Origin of the sequence: Actinomycetospora cinnamomea, from assembly GCF_003096675.1 — a bacterium.
In the GTDB taxonomy this organism is placed as follows: domain Bacteria; phylum Actinomycetota; class Actinomycetes; order Mycobacteriales; family Pseudonocardiaceae; genus Actinomycetospora; species Actinomycetospora cinnamomea.
In genome coordinates this window covers 213,650-230,518 of sequence record NZ_QEKW01000004.1, presented here as the reverse complement: position 1 = coordinate 230,518, position 16,869 = coordinate 213,650, and the positions used below count along the sequence as shown (strand labels likewise).

Below are 16,869 nucleotides of genomic sequence, written 5' to 3'. Positions count from 1 at the left end.
AGCAGGTCTACGTGCGCACGTACTCCGGCAACGCGAAGAGGCACGGTTCCTCGGGGATGAACTGCTGCTCACCATCGAGGACGCGCTGCACATAGTCCTGGACACGATCGGCTGCCTCATCAGCGGTCATGTCCCACACCTCGAAGCCGATCCCTCCGCTGGCCCAGTCACCGCAGACGAACCGTCCATCGCGTACGAGCTCGACCATCATCGGTCCGGTGCGCCGGAGGAGCGGTAGTCGACCTTCTCCGCCTTCGACGATCTTCACCACCGCGATCGCGTGGAACAGATCCAGCGGCTCCTCCTCAGCTTCCCCGAGGAGATCGGCCTTCAGCCGCTCGTCGGCGACCATCAGCGTCCTGCCTTGGGCGTGTGGACCTTAACGACGTCGACGCCCGGGCTGTTGATGTCGACCGCCGACTCACCAGGTGTGCTCCCCGATGATGGCCGCCGGGTCAGGTACGTGCCGTCCTCGAGGAGCACCACGGTGCGGTGCTCATCCACTTTCACGACCTGCCCCCCGACCGCCAGTGCGTGATACACCTCGTCGACCTCCTCGACAGTGCCGAGTTCTCGCGTCGGGACCTTCATCCGCTTCGCACTGCCCGGGCGGCCGATGTGGATGCCGCGGTTGCCCGCGTGCTCCGCCGCCGTCAGGCCGTTGTACCGGCCGAGGGTCGGGGGCGTCGCGGTCCCGCTGTCCGGCGGGTCGGACGGCACGGCCTCCGCCGCGCGGGTCGCGCGAGCGACGCGTCCCGCGGCGCCGGCCCCGCCGAGGGCGGAGAGGGCCGTGCCGGTGAGCACCTCGCCCGTCCACCGCGTGGGGTTGGTGGCCGCCTCGCGCGGGTGGAGTGCCTGCTCGATCGTCTCGCGCGGGTGGGTCGCGGCGTGCGCCACACCCGCACCGAGGTCCTGCCAGCCCTCCACGGCCGCCGCGGGCTCGACGAGGAAGCGTGTCGGGTTGATCTGCCACAGGAACTGGCCGGTGCCCGAGAGCTCCGACCACGCGCCGCCGAGCAGGTCGCCGAGGACCCCGCCGATCTGTTGGCCGACCGACGGCGCGGGCGGGGCGAGGTCGCGGGCGTACGCCACGAGCGGTACGGCTCGGTCACCGGCCGCGGCGACCTCCGCCCGGGCCGCCCGCAGGCGCTCCGCCGCGGCGGTGCGCCCGCCCGCGCCGGCGTCCGGCGCGTCCGGCGGCCGCGGCTGCGCACTCAGCGTGTCCGCCGCGCCCCGGTCCTGCACCGCGGCGGCCGCCTCACCCCGCGCCCATTCGAGGACGTCCGCGTAGTCGCCGAGGGCGTCGGCGGCCTGGAGGAAGGCCTCGCCCGTGCCGATCCACTGGGGCGGAACCGGCTCGAACACCCTGCGGAACGAGTCGGCGGCCTCCCCCTGCCACTCGCCGGTCTCGATGCGCCGGAGCCCGTCCCCCGCGCCCACGAGCGCCGCGCCCAGCCGTGACATCGCGGTGTGAACCGCCCGCACGCCCGCCGGGTCACCGGGCACCAGCACGGCCGGATCGGAGGTCTCCCCGAGCTCGGCCGCCACCGTCACCGGGCCCAGCGGAACCCGTCGACGGCGACGTCCTCGGCCTCGGCGTACGCCCGCGCGGCGTCCACGAGGCCGCGGGCGAGCGCGTTGCCGTCGTCGGTGAGGTTGGCGACGCCGTGGGACCACCGGTCGCAGAAGTCCACCGCCACCGCGCCCAGGGTGCGGTGGCCGAACACCGCGGGAGTCGTGGCCAGGTCGGTGACGTCGTGCGCAGCGAGCTCCGCCATGGCCGCGTCCACGCCGTGGGCGGCGTCGAACAACGCCTGCAGCACCACCTGCACGTCGGCCACGAAGGGGCACGGTAGGCACCGGCGCCGCTCGCCGGGTGCGGTTCCGTCAGATCCGCTAGGGCAGAATCCCGCGGGCATGGACGCGGCACGGGCGAGGCGAACGGCGGACTACACGCGTGCGGTGCTCCGCGTCCCCGCGCTCGAGCTCGTCCTGCGCCCGATGCCGCCCGGTCGGGTCGAGGGCACGTTCCCGTTCGACCGTCCCGTGCACGTCGTCACCGCCCACAACCCCGGTGCCACGCACCTCGACGACGACGAGAACGCCGCGCGCCAGGCCCGTCTCGACGCCGACCTCGACGCCCGCGGGCTCACGCACTGGCGGACGGTCGCGGGCGCCGAGGACGGTGCGCACGCCGAGGCCGGCGCCCTGGTCGTCGGCCTCGACGACGACGCCGCCCGGGCGCTGGGCGTGGCGTGGGGCCAGGACGCGGTGTTCCGGTGGAGTCGCGAGGCGTGGACGGTGCTCGCCTGCGACGATGCGGCTCCGGTGGATCTGGGGTGGAGGGTGGCGTGACCGAGCGGTTCGGGCCCTACGAGCTGTCCGAGCTCCTCGGTCGCGGCGGGATGGGCGAGGTGTGGCGCGCGGTCGACACCCGCAAGGCGCGCACCGTCGCCCTCAAGCGGCTGCCGGCGGAGATGACCGGTGAGCGCGAGTTCGAGGACCGCTTCCGCCGCGAGGCCCACGCCGCGGCCCGGCTGAGCGACCCGCACGTGATCCCGATCCACGACTTCGGCGAGATCGAGGGCCGACTCTTCCTCGACATGCGCCTGGTGCAGGGGAAGGACCTGGGCGCGGTCGTCGCGTCGCACGGCGCCCTCGCGCCCGCCCGGGCCGTGTCGGTGATCGAGCAGGTCGCGTCGGCGCTGGACGCCGCGCACGACGAGGGCCTCGTCCACCGCGACGTGAAGCCGTCGAACGTGCTGCTCACCCCGTCGAAGCGCACGGTCGGGCCGGCCGACTTCGTCTACCTCATCGACTTCGGCATCGCGACCGGCGCGGCCCTGGGCACCCGGCTGACCCAGACCGGCGTGGCCATCGGCACCGCCGCCTACATGGCACCCGAGCGCTTCACCGACGGCGTCGACGCCGACCCGCGCATCGACGTCTACGCCCTCGGCTGCGTGCTCCACGAGGCGCTGACGGGGCGGCCGCCGTTCCCCGGTCGCGACTTCCCCAGCCTGATGTACGCGCACCTCAACACCACGCCGACGGCTCCCTCACGGATCACCGACGGGTTGCCTCGGGGATTCGACGACGTCGTCGCCCGCGCCCTGGCGAAGGACCCCGACGCGCGGTACGCCCGGGCCGGCGACCTCGCCGCGGCGGCCCGGAGCGCCCTGGATGCGGGGGTGACGGGCGGCCCGCAGCGGGGCGTCGAGACCCAGGTCCCGTCGCGTCCGGAACGCCCGTCGCCGCCACCGGCCGACCCCGTCCGGGCGGGCGCACCCCGTCCCCCCGCGGCCGCGGGTCCGCCCGGGTTCGCCACGCCCTGGCACCCGGGCCCGCCGCGCCTCGGACCGACCCCCGTCCCCCTGCCGATGCCGCCACCCACCCGGAGCCCCCGGGGACGTCTCGTGGCGGCGGCCGCGGCGCTACCGGTCGCGGCCCTGCTGCTGTTCGTCTGCCTGGCCGTGGCCGTCTACCTGTTCGCCGAGTGCTCGACCCGGACGCCGTCGTGCGTCGGAGGCGTCGGCGCCGTCGTGGCGTTCCTGGTCGCGGGCGGCGGCACGGCGTCGGCGATCGCGGGCCTGACGATGGCCGGGCGGCGGAGCCCGCGTCGGGCCGGGCTGGCCTGGGCGGCGCTCGGGGGCGCGTTCGTCCTCATGATCCTGGCGGCGGCGCTCGGGGGCTGAGATCGGCAGGATGTGGTCATGAGCGACTTCAACCAGCGGGTCATCGAGGAGTTCCGCGCCAACGAGGGCCGCGTCGGCGGCAACTTCGAGGGCGCCCCGCTGCTCCTGCTCCACCACGTCGGGCGGCGCTCGGGCACCGAGCGGGTGAGCCCGATGATGTACCAGGCGGTGGGCGACGACTTCGCCGTGTTCGCGTCCAAGGCCGGCGCCGACACCCACCCCGACTGGTACCGCAACCTCCTCGAGCACCCGGACGCCGAGGTGGAGGTCGGCACCGAGACCGTCGCCGTGCGCGCCCGCGACCTGCCCGCCGACGAGCGCGAGGCGATCTGGGAGAAGCAGAAGGCCGACTACCCCGGCTTCGCGGGCTACGAGGCGAAGACGTCGCGCACCATCCCCGTGGTGCTGCTCGAACGGCGCTGACATGCCCCGGGTGTGGAACCCGCTCGCCAGCAGGCGCGGCGAGCTCCTCAGTCGCGAGATCGCCCCCGAGGTGCACGCGGAACGCTGGGCGCGGCGCTACGACGGGCTTATCGGCGAGCTCAACCGCTGGGTCGACCACGTCCGGGACACCACCTACGAGAACGTGCCCTACTTCGACCCCGCGGCCGCAGGGTCCGGGGCACGGGTGCTCGTGCTGCTGCAGGACCCGTCGGGCGAGGCCGAGGAGGGATCGGGCTTCGTCAGCCGGCACAACAACGACCCGACCGCGCACAACACCTACCTCGCCGCCGACCGCGCGAAGCTCGGCTACGACGTCTCCCTGCACTGGAACGTCGTGCCCTGGTGGGTCGCGAACCCGGCGAAGCCCGTCCGTCGGCTGGAGAAGGAGGCCGTGCGCGCCCAGCCCTACCTCGTCGCGCTGCTGGAGATGCTCGACCCGCCGCCGAGCGAGGTCGTGCTGCTGGGCCGGCCGGCGGCCCGGGCGTGGACGCGGTTGGTCCGGGCCGGCCTGCCCGACGGGTTGCGGGAGGCGACCGTGGCGACGGCACCGCACCCGAGCCCGCTCGTCTACCCCCGCGTCGACGCGGCCACCGGACGCGGGAACAGCGACCTCATCGTCGAGGCCATGCGGCTGGCCGGGCAGCGGGCCCGCGGGGAGAAGGTGCGCCCGCCCGCGGGTGGGCCGGCGGGTCGGCGACGACCGTTCTGAGGATGCTGCGGTTGTCGAAGCACCCGTAGCTGCCCCGGCTCCCCGAACCCGCAGGCACCCGGACGGGTGGGTGGACATGCAGGCGTCACCTCGCCGATGGGGTCGTGGGTCGTCCGTGTGGGTACCGTCCCGGGGGTGAGCACGACGACCGAGGACACTGCGCCGGCGACGCCCGACGTCTCCCCCGACGACGTCGAGCACTGGCGTGAGGTCGTGCGGTGGAAGGACCGGTCGCTGCACCACTCGTCGACCATGCTCAGCCCGCTGCGCGACGGCGTCGCCGAGATCCGGGCGGGGGTCACCGCGACGCTGCGGCGCATCCCCGGGGTCTCGCAGATCGATGCCGGTGTGAGCGGGGCGCTGCACCAGCTCGCCGCCGCGGGCGCCGGCGCCGGGGCGGCCACGCTGCGCCGCGACGCGGTGTTCGCCGACTTCCGGGCGCAGGGCCACGACGTCACCGACTTCAAGGACATCCGTGACCTCGACGTCGCCGCCGTCCAGGCCGTCATGCCGCGCCTCGACCTCGGCTACACGATCTTCGCGGGCGTGCAGGGGGGCGTCACCGGCTTCCTGACCAGCAGCGGCGTCACCGCGGCGGCCGGCGGGACGAGCGCCACCGGGCTCGGGAGCATCCCGGCCGTCGGGGTGATGGTCGCGACGCTGACCGGGGACGCGCTGCTCACCGTCGCCTCGTGCACCCGGGCGGTCGCGCACGTCGCGGCGTACCACGGCTACGACGTGACGAAACGGTCCGAGCAGATCATCGCGCTGGCGGTGCTCGCCGTGGGGCTCTCGAGCGACGAGGACGCGCCCGGCGCGTACCAGGAGGTCAGCGAGCTGATCACCGCGAAGTCGCAGGAGAGCCAGAAGCGCAAGCAGCAGCAGGCGCAGATCAAGCGGCTCGGGCACGCGGTGCACCAGCGGCTGCTGACCCAGATCGGGCAGCGGGAGGTCGCGCAGCTCGTACCGGTGCTGGGCATCGGGATCGGGGCGGTGCTGTCGGCGCGGCTGCTGGCGAAGGTGGTGGACACCGCCGAGCACCTCTACCGCGAGCGCTTCCTGCACGACAAGTACGAGCTGCCGTTCGGCGTCGAGCTGCCGTTCGACCCGGCGACCTACCAGCCCTACGTCGACCACGCCGAGGTCGACGACGGCGGCGACGACATGGACGACGAGGGCGACGAGATCTTCGCTGGCGCCTGAGACACGCCGCCGCCGCTCGGCGTGTCGCGAAGGCGAGGATGTGGCGATCCTGGCGTTGGTTGCCAGCAAAGCCGCATTGCTCGAACACTCCGTGTTCGCTCGCTGTGCTCAGCCCTCGCTCGCGGCGTCGAGGTGCGCGCGGAGGTCGGGGATCGAGGTGAAGACCCGGTAGCCGAGGGCCCGGAGGCGCTCGCCGGCGGGGGCGGCGAGGTCGGGGTCGAGCACCACGGGCGGGGCGAGGGCGCGGCGGCTGATGCCGGTCGGCCACAGCGCGGCGGCGTCGGTGAGCACGGTCCCGTCGCGGGGGTCGTGCACGCGCGCGTCGCGCCGCGGGGGCGGGAAGCCCTGCGCGGCGAGGTCGTCGACCAGGTCGTCGAGGGTCTCCGGGGCGTCCTCGCCCAGCACCGCGCGGCCCGAGCGCCCACGGCGCGGCCGGTACTCGGCGCGATCCGACGGCGCGGTCTCGACGACGGTGAGGGGCCCGGTGGGCGCCGACGGCGTGATCCCCGCGGCCGTCGCCGCCTCGAGCACCGGGACGATCGCGCCGTCGGGGTCGAGGATCCAGCGCGACTCCACCACGCGCACCACCGGCCACCCGCACCGGCGCAGGTCGTGCTCGGCCTCCACGTCGGCGCGGGTCACCGGGCGGCGCTGCTCGTCGCCGTCGCAGATCACCGCCAGCCGGCCCGTCGCGCCGGTGACGACGAGGTCCAGCGCGCGGCCGTGCACCTCCACCTGCGGGACGACGGCGAACCCCAGCGCGGAGAGCTGCGCGAACACCCGCTGGGCGAACAGGCTCCCGAACGCCGGGTGCCGGTGGTCGGGGTCGACCTGCGCGGGCGCCGGACGGTTCTCGGGCGCGCCGGCGGACCCGTCGGGTTCGCTCGCGGTGACGTGCTCGAGGAGCTTGCGCCGCAGGTCGTTCGGGCCGAGCTCGTCGACGCGCACCGAGTGGAACAGCCACATCTGGTCGCGGGCCCGCGAGGCGGCGACGTTGAACGCCTGGCGGTAGCGCTCGGCGGTCAGCGAGACCACGCGGTGTCCCGGCGCCACGACCATCGACAGCCACACGACGTCGCGCTCGTCGCCCTGGAAGTCCGCGGCGACGCCGACCCGCAGCCGCCGCGCCTCCCACTGCTCCACGCCCAGCCGCTCGCGCAGCAGGTCCTCGACCAGCTCGACCTGCCCGTGCCCCTGCAGCACGACGACCCCGAACGTCGCGCCGGCGTAGGCCGGATCGGCGGCGCACCGAGCGACGGCGTCCGCCAGCGCCGCCGCCTCGGCCTCGTTCGCCAGCGACGACCCCTGCCCCCGCACCGACGCGCCCGGCACGTACGTCCCGCGCAGCGGCGGCAGCCGGTCGGCGCCGAACTGGCGCAGCGGCACCAGCGGCTCGCCGTGCACGCCGGCGTCGTCGGGACCCGCGTAGAACTCCCGCGACGACCAGCCGACGATCTCGGGCATCGAGCGGAAGTGCTCGCGCAGCCGGATCGGCGGCCCGAACGTCGCGCGGAACACCGAGAACACGCTGGCCCGCGGCGTGAACTGGCTGCGCAGGTAGAACGGCACCTCGGGCAGGTCGGTCTCCAGCCGCGCGAACGCCGGCTCGAGCGACCCGACGCCGACGTCGGCGGGGGTGCACTGCCGGTCGTCGCCCACGACGATCACCCGCGGCGCGAGCCAGAGCAGGAACAGGCTGGTCAGGTCGGCCTGGCTGGCCTCGTCGACGATGACGACGTCGAACGCGTCGGGACGCGGCGCCACGACCGAGAGCACCTCACGGATCGGCATCACCCACGCCGGCACGGCGTCGCGGGCGACCTCCACGGCCTCGCGGGCGGCGGCGCGGTAGCGGTCGGCGTGCCGGCCCGTCCCCCGGCCGACGGCGGCGAGCGAGGCGCGGTGGCTCTGCAGGGCGCGCATCTGCTCGGCGCTCACCCCGGTCAGGCACGCCCGCCAGGCGCGCGCGGCGGCGAGCTCCGCGGTGACGCGGGAGAGCTCGACGTCGAGGTCGGCGAGGCGGTCCGGCCCCGCGTCCGCCGCCGCCCACCGCCGGACCCGTGCCGCGGCCCGCGCGAAGGCCCACGCCCGCTCGAAGCGCTCCTCGCGCTCGGGCCACGGCTCGTCGGCGTGCGCGCGCACCCACGCCACGACGCCGGGCGCGGCCGCCTCCAGCCGGGCCGCGAGCGCGTCGGCGCGCCGCTGGCTGCGGGCCTCGTCGTGCGCGGTCTCCACCGCGAGCACCGCGGCGGCGTAGGCGTCGGCGTCCCGGCGGCGCAGCGCGTCGAGGACCGCGACGAGCTCCGGGGCCTGGCGCGCGGGCGGCACGCCGCCCTCCACACGCTCGATCACCTCGTCGAGCTCGGCGCGTGCCAGGTCGGCCGCGCGGGTGTCGTCGACGTCGAGGGTCAGCGTGGCGAGCACCCGCAGCCGGGCGAGCGAGTCGACCCGCGGGCGCTCGGCCGGCGGCAGCGCGGCGAGCAGGCGCCGGACCTGCACCGCGGCCGTGAGCACGGCCCCCACCGCGAGGCAGGTCGCGCGGAGCGCCAGGACCTGCTCGACGAGCAGGGCGCGGTGCTCGGCGCGGCGCAGGGGGTGGCCGAGCGGGCCGAAACCCTCGGAGAGCCGGTCGGTGATCTCGAGGATCCGCAGGTGATGGGCGGTCGCCGCCGCGCCGGACACCGTCGAGGGATCCGCACCGTGCAGGTGGACGCGGTCCAGCCAGGGCTCCACGGCCTTCTGTTCCTCGGGCTTGAACACCCGCCGCACCTGGCCGCCGTCGGCGAGGAACGCCGCGAACCGCTCGAACGCCGGCGCCGCGGCCGCCGCGTCCACCCCGTCGTCGACGCGGACCTGCGCGGACCCGGCCCGGCGGTCGTGGTCGAGCACGGTGTCGACGGCACGCAGGCCCTCCACCGCGCGCGCCCACAGGTGCCCGGCGCGCCCGGCGAGCACGGCGTCGGCGACGTCGTGCGCCCAGTCGGAGTCCTCGCCGGTGTCCTCGAGGCCCGCGAGCGCGTCGGCGACCCGGCGGCTGACCGCCGGCAGGTGCGCGGCCGCGTCGCCCGGCAGCTTCCCCAGCGCGGCGACGACCTCGCCCGCGTCGCCCGACGTCGCGTCCCGGCCGCGGGTGACGGCGGCGGCCAGGTCGGCGACGTGGTCCTCCGGCGGCAGCTCCACCGGCGGGGGCAGCACCTGGCGCGCGCGCTCGCGGCGGGCGGGCGTCTCGGCGGCCAGCAGCCGGCGCAGCTCGGCGAACTCGGCGGTCGACAGCGGCGGCTCGCGGGGCAGGTCGGCGGTGTCGGACGAGACGGCGGTGCCGACGACCTCGGCGAGCCAGCCGTCGCGCTCGGCGCCGGCGCGCACGCGGCGGGCGACCTCGGCGCGGGTGCCGGTCATGCCGGGCCCGAGGTCGCGCTGCACGGTCGCCTCGGCGCGGCGCTCGGCGACGACGGCGTCGAGCGCGGCGTCACGCTCCGCGCGCAGGCCGTCGCGGCGCTCGGTGAGCTCGGCGATCACACGGTCGGCCTCGTCGGCGTCGAACTCGGTGCTGCGCGCGGCGAGCCCGGCGATGCCGGCGCCGTCGCGCTCGTCGTCCCCCTCGACCGGCGAGATGCACAGGTCGCGCATCCCGGGCGGCAGCTTGTCGCGCAGCACGCGCAGGGCCTGCGCCTTCTCGCTGGTCACGAGCACCCGGCGGCCCTCGGCGAGCAGCGCGCAGAGCAGGTTGGCGATCGTGTGGGTCTTCCCGGTGCCCGGCGGGCCCTCGACGACGACGCCCGAGTCGCGGCCCAGCCGCTGCAGGATGCGGCCCTGGGCGGCACCGACCGGCAGCGGGAACAGCGGGTCGGTGACGGGTGGGGCGTCGTGGCCGGTGCGCGCGAGCCAGGCGGCGCGATCGGCGGGCTCGACCGCGGCGACGAGCTGGGCCAGGCCGACGGGCAGGGGCCGGTCGCCCGCACCGGATCCCGCGAGGTCGGCGACCATCGCGTCGTAGAACGTGCGCAGCGCGGCGGCCCCGCGGCGCCGGGCGACGATCGCCGGGGCGGGCACGAGCGCGGTCCCGGGGCCGGTCGGGCCGATCCAGTCGTCGCCGCGGCGGTGCTCGATCCGCAGCCGCCGGTCGGCCCAGGCGGCGAGGGCGTCGACGAGGTCGGGGTCCAGGGGCGAGGCGGGCGGGTCGGGCGCGGCGGCGGTCTCGTCGAGCAGCCCGGTGCCGTCGAGGAGCTCGGCGTCCTCCCACTGCGTGGCATCGCCGGCGAGGGTCACGACCATCGCGTCGCCGCGGTGCTCGATGCGCACCGGTCGGGTCAGCAGGTGCACCCGCACGTCCTGGTCGGGCGCGTGTAGCAGCCCGCCGGCCAGCACCAGCTCGACGGCCTCGGGCTGGTCGGCGGCGGCGCGCATGAGGTCGAACAGCGCGTCGAAGGTCGCGCGGCGGTCGACCGTCGCGCGCAGGACCTCGTCGCCGGCCTCGCGCGGACGGCGGACCGCGGTCTGGTCGGTGACGTCGACCAGGGCCAGCTCGCCGACGTGGTGGCGGGTGTGGCGCACGGGCCGGGACCGGGCGAGGGCCACGCGGCGCAGGACGCCGACGAAGCGCTGCACCCGGTCGCGCAGCTCGGGGTCGAGCTCGGGGTGTTCGTCCGGCCGGTCGAAGGCCGCGATCCTCAGCGGCTCCTGCGGCACGACCACCCTCGCTCCCTCCCGCTCGTGTCGGCCCCCGGCGGACCAGCCTCGCATCCCGTCCCGACCCGGGGCGCGCGCGCCCACCCTGCGGCGCGATGGAACCGTGGGGCGCGGGCGGCCGTCGAACCCCGTGACGGATCGACGAGGGAGGGCGGATGGGCGGGACCGACGACCCGGGGGAGATCGCGCGCTTCGTGACGGGCCTGGCGACGACCGGCGGGCGCGCGCAGCAGGTCGTGACCGTCCTGCGCACGCGCTGGGGCAGCTCGCGGGCGCTGGCCGCGGGGGCGGACCTGGCGCTGCTGGACGCCGCGGACGTGGTGCAAGGCCGCGGGTGGGACCCGCGCGACGTCACCGAGGTGGTGCGCCGGCGCCTGCCCGCCGGGCGGCTCGTGCTCGCCGTCGACGTGCTCGGCGCGGCCGCCGCCCGCCGCCCCCGCGGGGACGCCGCGACCGAGGCGGACCTGGCGGGGTTGGGGGCGTCCCGCCCGGTCCGCGACGTCCCGCTGGTCGAGCAGTGGTCGTCGCTGCGGGGGCTCGACCCCGACGACGCGCTGGGCGCCGCGGTCGCGCTGGTGGCGCTGCTGCACTCGCTGCCCGCCCTCCCCCGGCTCGGGGACGACGCGCGCGCGCCCGACGGGGTCGACGCGCGGGTGCTCGCCCGGGTGCGGGCGCTGCTGGCGAAGGCGGAGTCCACCGAGTTCCCCGAGGAGGCCGAGGCGCTCTCGGCCAAGGCGCAGGAGCTCATGGGCCGCCACGCGCTGGAGCAGGCGGTGGTCGCGGGGCCGGCCGAGTCGGCGCCGCGGGCGGCGGCCCGGCGCCTGTGGCTCGACGCGCCCTACGCCGCGGCCAAGTCCAGCCTCGTGCACCAGGTGGCGGGCGCCAACCGGTGCCGCGCGGTGAGCCTCGACGCGCTGGACATGGTCACCGTCGTCGGGCACGCCGCCGACCTCGCCACCGTGGAGCTGCTGGTCACGTCCCTGCTGGTGCAGGCGGGACGCGCGATGCTCGCGGCCGAGGACGGGTCGGTGCCCCGCTCACGCACGCGCTCGTTCCGCCACGCGTTCCTGCTGGCCTACGCCACGCGCATCGGCGAACGGCTCACCGCCGCGGCGCACGAGGCGCAGGCGCACGCCCGCGCGGAGCTGGGCGAAGGCCTGCTGCCGGTGCTCGCCGCGCGGGCGGAGGTCGTCGAGCGCACGGTCGACGAGCTGTTCCCCCGCGTCACGAAGCGCCGGTTCAGCGTCGGCAACGGCGCCGGCTGGGCCGCCGGGCGCGCCGCGGCCGACGCCGCCAGCCTCACTCCGGGGCGTGACGCGCTCGCGCAGGGGCAGGCGCGAGGATGAGCCCGTGCCCGGCAACCGCGAGCGACGCGCCGCCAAGCAGCGGCGTCGCGACGCGAAGCGCGGGCACGCACCCGCGTCCGCGCTCACCGACCCGGGGCTGGCGCCGGAGGCGCTGCAGGGCGTGCTGCGCAGCACGGCCGCCGACCTCGCCGCCGGCGACGAGGCCGCGCTCACCGAGCTGCGCCACGTGCTGGTCGAGCACCTCGCGCGCCGCCGCGAGCGGGTGCTGGACGCGTGCGACGTGGTCACGGCCGAGGTGCCGGTGCCCGCCGGCAAGGCCGGGCTCGCCGCCGAGCTGGCCCGCGGCGGCAGCGTGACGTCGTGGGCCGACCGTGAGGGCCTGCGCACCGAGGAGGCCGCGGTGGCCACGGTGCGATTGCTCGCGTCCTTGACCTGAACCATTGTCGAGGTTCTAGCGTCGTCGGCATGAGCGAGACCCGACCCCACCCCGGCCAGGAGCTCTCGGTCGGCGAGGTCGCCGCGCGCAGCGGCGTGCCCGTGTCGGCGCTGCACTTCTACGAGCGCGAGGGCCTCATCACGAGTCGCCGCACCGCCGGCAACCAGCGCCGGTTCCGCCGCGAGGTGCTGCGACGGCTGTCGTTCATCCGGATCGCGCAGCGGGTCGGGATCCCGCTGGCGGAGATCCGGGCGGCGCTCGAGGCCCTGCCCGACGGGCGCACGCCCACCCGGAAGGACTGGGAGCGGCTCTCGGAGCAGTGGCGCGCCGAGCTCGACGACCGCATCCGCCGCCTCCAGCAGCTGCGCGACGACTTCACCGGCTGCATCGGCTGCGGGTGCCTGTCGATCGACAGGTGCGGGCTGGTCAACCCTCACGACCGGCTCGCCGCCGACGGGCCGGGGCCGCGGCGGCTGGTCAGCTGAGCACGGTGATCCGCCCGGGCGGCGGCGCCGGGAGGGCGTCGGGGTGCAGGGCGTGGGCGATCGCCTCGATCCCGTCGACGAGCCGCGGCCCGGCGCGGACCACGTAGGAGGCGGAGTCGATCGCGAGCAGCGGGACGCCGGCCATCCGCCGGCGGACCTCCTCGGCCTGCGCGATCGCGTCGTCCAGCCCGAAGCCGCACGGGGCGACGAGGACGACGTCCGGCTGCTGGGCGCGGGCGTCGTCCCAGGTCGTCGCGACGCTGCGCCCACCGTCCACGCCGGCCAGGGGCTCGCCGCCCGCGCGCCGGACCATCGCGGGCACCCAGTGCCCGGGCCGGTAGGGCGGGTCGGTCCACTCGAGGGCGAGGACGCGGGGGCGTCGCCGTCCCGCCAGGGCCCCGTCGATCGCCTGCAGGCGTTGCCGGAGGTCGCCGACCAGCGCGGCCCCGGCGTCGTCCGCCCCGGCCGCCCGGGCCACGGCCTCGATCGCGTCGAGCACGTCGTCGAGGGTGTGCGGGTCGACGGTGAGCACGGCGGCGTCGAGCCCGAGCTCGTCGAGGGCCTCGGCGACCGTCGACTCGGGCAGCGCGCACACGCGGCACAGGTCCTGGGTGAGCACGAGCCCCGGGGCGGCGTCACGCAGCGCGTCGCGGTCGAGGGTGTACTGCGGCAGGCCGCGCGCGGCCCGGTCGCGGACGATCGCGTCGATCTCCGCGGGCCCCAGCCCGGCCGGCAGCGCGCTGTCGACGACCACGGGGCGCGTGGCCCGGACGTCGGGCCGGTCGCACTCGAAGGTCACGGCGACCAGGTCGTTGACCAGCCCCAACGCCCCGACGATCTCCGTGGCCGCGGGCAGCAACGACGCGATCCGCACGGGCCCGACCTTAGGTGCGCTTCGCGCACGTGAGCACATCGAAGTGCTCCAGCACTTCTTGCTCCTCACGCGGACGTGAGCCCACCCCTCCCTCGTGCGTGGATTTCACGGGTACAGCCGCGAAGATCGCGCACATGGAGGTCGTGCAGGGACTGGGCCTGTTCGTGCGCGGGGCGGTGACGGTGTTCCGCTCGCCGCGGCTGCTGCTGCTCGGGGCGGTGCCGGCGCTGATCGTCTCGGTGCTCTATGTCGCCGCGCTCGCGACGCTGATGGCGTGGCTGCCCGACCTCGCGGCAGGTCTGACGCCGTTCGCCGAGACATGGTCGGAGGGCGCGCGGACCACGGCGCGCGTGGCCGCCGGCGCGGCGATCGTGGGGGCGGCCGCGGCGGTCGCCGTGGTGACGTTCGTGGCCGTGACCCTGGCGGTCGGCGGACCGTTCTACGAGAAGCTCGCCGAGATCGTCGACGACGACCTGGGCGCGCCGCCCGCCCCGCCGAGCTCCTGGGCCCGGGCGATCGCGCGGGGCGTGCGCGACGGGTCGATCCTCATCGGGCTCTCCGTCCTCGCGGCCGTCCCGCTGTTCGTGCTGGGGCTGGTGCCCGTGGTCGGCCCGGTGCTCGCGCCCGTCGCGGCGGCGCTGGTGGGCGGGCGCCTGCTGATGATCGAGCTCAGCGCGCCCGCCCTGCAGCGTCGCGGGCTCGCGATGCGCGACCGTCGACGGCTCCTGCGCACCCGCCGCGGCCTGACCTGGGGCGTCGGAACACCGACCTATCTGCTCGCCGCGATCCCGCTCGTCGCGATCCTCGCCATCCCGGCCGGATCCGCCGCGGCGACCCTGCTCGCCCGGGAGCTGCGCGGGGAGCCGACACGGATTCAGGCGTAGGCGTCCCAGTCGGGCATGGGCTCGCCGTGCAGGGACGCCTCGAGGCGGTCGAGGTACCAGCGCCAGCCGGCCTCGACGTCCTCGCGCCGCAGGCCACCGGCGAGGCGCTGGGCGAAGACGAGCACGGCGCCACGGTCGTCGGGCTCGACGCTCAGATCGAGGTGCCACGAGCGCTCGTCGGACTCGGGCATCTCGACGGCGAGGTGATGCGGCGGGTCGCAGGCGAGGATGCGCACGTCGACGGGCTCGGCGACCTCGCCGCCGGCGTCGACCTCGCCGGTCATGGTGAACGCGACCGTGCCGCCGACCCGCGGCTCGCCGGTCCACGTGCCGATCCAGCGCCCGAGACGCTCGGAGTCGGTGATCGCGGCCCACACGTCCTCGACGGGGTCGGGATAAGGGCGACGCCAGACCAGCGTGGTGGTGCCGTCGGGGTCGGTGCGGGTCTCAGCCGGCGGAGCGGTCATCGCGGTCTCCCTGGTCTCCGTGGTCTCCGTGGTCTCGGGCGCGGCGGGCACGCCGGCCGCGGTGCATCTCGGTGTCGAGCGCGTCCAGCCGGCCCGCGGGTCCGGGCGGAGCGCTCGGGGTCACCGGCAGCGGGCGGAAGCGCTCGAGCCAGGCGTCCAGCTCGGCCAGCGGGCGGCGGTCGAGCGCGTAGATGCGCTGCTGCCCCGCCACTCGCGACCGGACGAGGCCCGCCTCGCGCAGCACGCGCAGGTGGCGGCTGATCGCCGGCCGGCTGATCGGGAACGCTGCGGCGATCTCCCCCGCCCCGACCTCGCCGTCCGCGAGGCGCTCGACGATGGCCCGGCGGACCGGGTCGGCGAGCGCGTCGGCGGGGAACACAGCCAGTCATGTAACCAGACTCTTCATTAACCGTCCAGCTACACGTCGTAACGAGCGTGTGGCGTTGCGGACGTCGAGTGTCTGCGGTGGCCCACGGCTGACACCTCACAGCAGGGTCGGCTGCACGTCCTCGTCGTCACTGTCGGCCACGGTGACCGCCGGCGCGTAGCGGGCCGCGGCGGGCAGGACGCGCAGGGAGCCCTCGGTCTCGCGGACGACGAGGCGCATCGTCTCGAGCAGACCCACCACGTCGGCGGCGAAGCGCTCGGCATCGGCGATCGCGGCCTTGGACCAGTACCGCCCGTACTCCGCGACCAGCTCCGCGAGCACGTCGCGCACCGATGGCCAGGGGATCGGCTCCGGGTCCTCGGCGGGCCGGAACTGGTACACGAGCTCGCTGACCAGCAGCAACGCCGCGTGTGCGACCGTGCCACCACCGGGGAACGCGACGTCGGAGCAGCCGCCGTCGACGTCGAGCGCGGCGAACCCCTCGGCGCGGGCCTCGACGACCAGCCCCGTGCGCGCCTCGATCCGCCGGGCCTCGTCGCCCACGTGGCGGCGCAGCTCGGCGAACCGCGGGGGCTCGAGGTCGTCGGCGTAGACCACCGGGTCCTCGACCAGCCGCCGCCGTGCCGCCGTCGACGTCGAGCCCCGCGCGCGGGCGCGGCCGAGCAGGTCGGCGGCCGACTCGGCCCCGGCCACCGCGCCGGTCGGGAGCAGCGCCATCCGGTCGTTGCGGACCTCGAGCAGCGCGTCGGCGTCGGCGTCGTGCTCGTAGAGCCCCACGCGGCGGTCGAGCTCGCGCACCATCCCGTGCGCGATCAGCCACCGCAGCGCCGTGACCAGCGCCCGCCGCGACGCCGTGTCGGTGTCCATGACGATCCCCGCCTCGGCCGCGGCGGAGTGCACGGCGTTGATCAGGTCGCGCAGGCTCGTCCGCTCGGGCCCCGACGTGGTGGCCGCCAGGACCAGCGCCAGTGCGGTGTACTCCGCCGGCGTGAACGCCCGCGGCGTCGTGGCGATCGTGCGCAGCGGCCGGTCGGCGGGGACGTGGCCGACCTTGACCAGCCGCACGGTGTCGGCCGTGACGACCAGCCGGTAGTTCAGCTCCTGGGTGAACCACGCGTCGAGCGCGTCGGCGTGCCGGCGGACCAGCGCGACGATCTCGGGGTCCTGCTCCGCGGTGCGCCACGGCCGGGTCAGCAGCGCCCGCGTCGCGGCGACCAGCTCGCCGTCGCGCTGCGGGTCGCTCCGCGGCGCGGTCACCGGGCGGCCCCGATGTGGACGGCAGCGAACG

The 16,869-nt window shown here is 76.2% G+C and carries 17 protein-coding genes; 9 read left to right on the top strand and 8 right to left on the bottom strand.

All coding sequences use genetic code 11. The features are described 5' to 3' along the window. Nucleotides 1–7: 7 nt before the first annotated feature. Genes C8D89_RS10270 through C8D89_RS10260 form a run of 3 tightly spaced genes read right to left on the bottom strand, consistent with a single transcriptional unit; the run spans nucleotide 8 to nucleotide 1,841 of the window. Nucleotides 8–352, bottom strand: coding sequence for a hypothetical protein (locus tag C8D89_RS10270; RefSeq protein WP_116708015.1), 345 nt, complete (start codon nucleotides 350–352; stop codon nucleotides 8–10). Then, nucleotides 352–1,554 (bottom strand): WXG100 family type VII secretion target, encoded by a 1,203-nt coding sequence (locus C8D89_RS10265; RefSeq protein ID WP_116708014.1) that lies wholly within the window; start codon nucleotides 1,552–1,554, stop codon nucleotides 352–354. Before C8D89_RS10265 ends, C8D89_RS10270 begins: the two co-directional genes overlap by 1 nt. Beyond that, a complete protein-coding gene (locus C8D89_RS10260; protein WP_165825632.1) occupies nucleotides 1,551–1,841 on the bottom strand; it encodes a hypothetical protein in 291 nt (96 codons plus the stop codon). Before C8D89_RS10260 ends, C8D89_RS10265 begins: the two co-directional genes overlap by 4 nt. A gap of 121 nt (nucleotides 1,842–1,962) precedes the next feature. Between C8D89_RS10260 and C8D89_RS10255 the strand changes: the two genes are divergently transcribed. From C8D89_RS10255 to C8D89_RS10235, 5 genes are all read left to right on the top strand, one after another. Next, complete coding sequence (locus C8D89_RS10255) at nucleotides 1,963–2,355, top strand: DUF3293 domain-containing protein (RefSeq protein WP_165825631.1); 393 nt, start codon at nucleotides 1,963–1,965, stop codon at nucleotides 2,353–2,355. Further along, nucleotides 2,352–3,695 carry a serine/threonine-protein kinase gene (locus tag C8D89_RS10250; RefSeq protein ID WP_133251867.1) on the top strand — a complete coding sequence of 448 codons (1,344 nt, stop codon included), beginning with the start codon at nucleotides 2,352–2,354 and terminating at the stop codon, nucleotides 3,693–3,695. Before C8D89_RS10255 ends, C8D89_RS10250 begins: the two co-directional genes overlap by 4 nt. 18 nt (nucleotides 3,696–3,713) lie before the next feature. After that, complete coding sequence (locus tag C8D89_RS10245; protein ID WP_116708010.1) at nucleotides 3,714–4,118, top strand: nitroreductase family deazaflavin-dependent oxidoreductase; 405 nt, start codon at nucleotides 3,714–3,716, stop codon at nucleotides 4,116–4,118. Between the two features lies 1 nt (nucleotide 4,119). Next, nucleotides 4,120–4,848, top strand: a complete 729-nt coding sequence (locus C8D89_RS10240) for a uracil-DNA glycosylase (RefSeq protein ID WP_116708009.1) — start codon at nucleotides 4,120–4,122, stop codon at nucleotides 4,846–4,848. Nucleotides 4,849–4,983: 135 nt separating this feature from the next. After that, nucleotides 4,984–6,051, top strand: a complete 1,068-nt coding sequence (locus C8D89_RS10235; protein WP_165825630.1) for an EcsC family protein — start codon at nucleotides 4,984–4,986, stop codon at nucleotides 6,049–6,051. 108 nt (nucleotides 6,052–6,159) lie between these two features. Here C8D89_RS10235 and C8D89_RS10230 read toward each other — a convergent pair whose 3' ends face one another. Next, nucleotides 6,160–10,746 carry an AAA domain-containing protein gene (locus tag C8D89_RS10230; RefSeq protein WP_116708007.1) on the bottom strand — a complete coding sequence of 1,529 codons (4,587 nt, stop codon included), beginning with the start codon at nucleotides 10,744–10,746 and terminating at the stop codon, nucleotides 6,160–6,162. Nucleotides 10,747–10,895: 149 nt separating this feature from the next. Here C8D89_RS10230 and C8D89_RS30165 point away from each other — a divergent pair, with 149 nt between their 5' ends. From C8D89_RS30165 to soxR, 3 genes are read left to right on the top strand one after another with little or no spacing between them, the layout of a single operon-like run. Next, nucleotides 10,896–12,086 (top strand): DUF2786 domain-containing protein, encoded by a 1,191-nt coding sequence (locus C8D89_RS30165; protein WP_116708006.1) that lies wholly within the window; start codon nucleotides 10,896–10,898, stop codon nucleotides 12,084–12,086. Between the two features lie 4 nt (nucleotides 12,087–12,090). Then, the gene (locus C8D89_RS10220) at nucleotides 12,091–12,483 is read left to right on the top strand and encodes a hypothetical protein (protein ID WP_116708005.1); all 393 of its coding nucleotides are present in this window, start codon (nucleotides 12,091–12,093) and stop codon (nucleotides 12,481–12,483) included. 29 nt (nucleotides 12,484–12,512) lie between these two features. Beyond that, a complete protein-coding gene (gene soxR, locus C8D89_RS10215; protein WP_116708004.1) occupies nucleotides 12,513–12,968 on the top strand; it encodes a redox-sensitive transcriptional activator SoxR in 456 nt (151 codons plus the stop codon). Here soxR and C8D89_RS10210 read toward each other — a convergent pair. Further along, nucleotides 12,961–13,842, bottom strand: a complete 882-nt coding sequence (locus C8D89_RS10210) for an ABC transporter substrate-binding protein (protein WP_116708003.1) — start codon at nucleotides 13,840–13,842, stop codon at nucleotides 12,961–12,963. The genes soxR and C8D89_RS10210 overlap by 8 nt on opposite strands. Nucleotides 13,843–13,976: 134 nt before the next feature. Here C8D89_RS10210 and C8D89_RS10205 point away from each other — a divergent pair, with 134 nt between their 5' ends. Continuing rightward, complete coding sequence (locus C8D89_RS10205) at nucleotides 13,977–14,726, top strand: EI24 domain-containing protein (protein WP_116708002.1); 750 nt, start codon at nucleotides 13,977–13,979, stop codon at nucleotides 14,724–14,726. On the opposite strand, the gene C8D89_RS10200 is transcribed toward C8D89_RS10205, so the two are convergent. The 3 genes from C8D89_RS10200 to C8D89_RS10190 all read right to left on the bottom strand — a co-directional run bounded on the left by C8D89_RS10200 (nucleotide 14,717) and on the right by C8D89_RS10190 (nucleotide 16,838). Then, nucleotides 14,717–15,193, bottom strand: coding sequence for an SRPBCC domain-containing protein (locus C8D89_RS10200; protein ID WP_116708001.1), 477 nt, complete (start codon nucleotides 15,191–15,193; stop codon nucleotides 14,717–14,719). The two genes, C8D89_RS10205 and C8D89_RS10200, sit on opposite strands and share 10 nt — an antisense overlap. After that, nucleotides 15,174–15,572 carry an ArsR/SmtB family transcription factor gene (locus C8D89_RS10195; RefSeq protein ID WP_116708000.1) on the bottom strand — a complete coding sequence of 133 codons (399 nt, stop codon included), beginning with the start codon at nucleotides 15,570–15,572 and terminating at the stop codon, nucleotides 15,174–15,176. The genes C8D89_RS10200 and C8D89_RS10195 overlap by 20 nt, the downstream gene beginning before the upstream one ends. A gap of 105 nt (nucleotides 15,573–15,677) precedes the next feature. Beyond that, nucleotides 15,678–16,838, bottom strand: a complete 1,161-nt coding sequence (locus tag C8D89_RS10190) for a TIGR02678 family protein (protein ID WP_116707999.1) — start codon at nucleotides 16,836–16,838, stop codon at nucleotides 15,678–15,680. Nucleotides 16,839–16,869 lie beyond the last annotated feature (31 nt).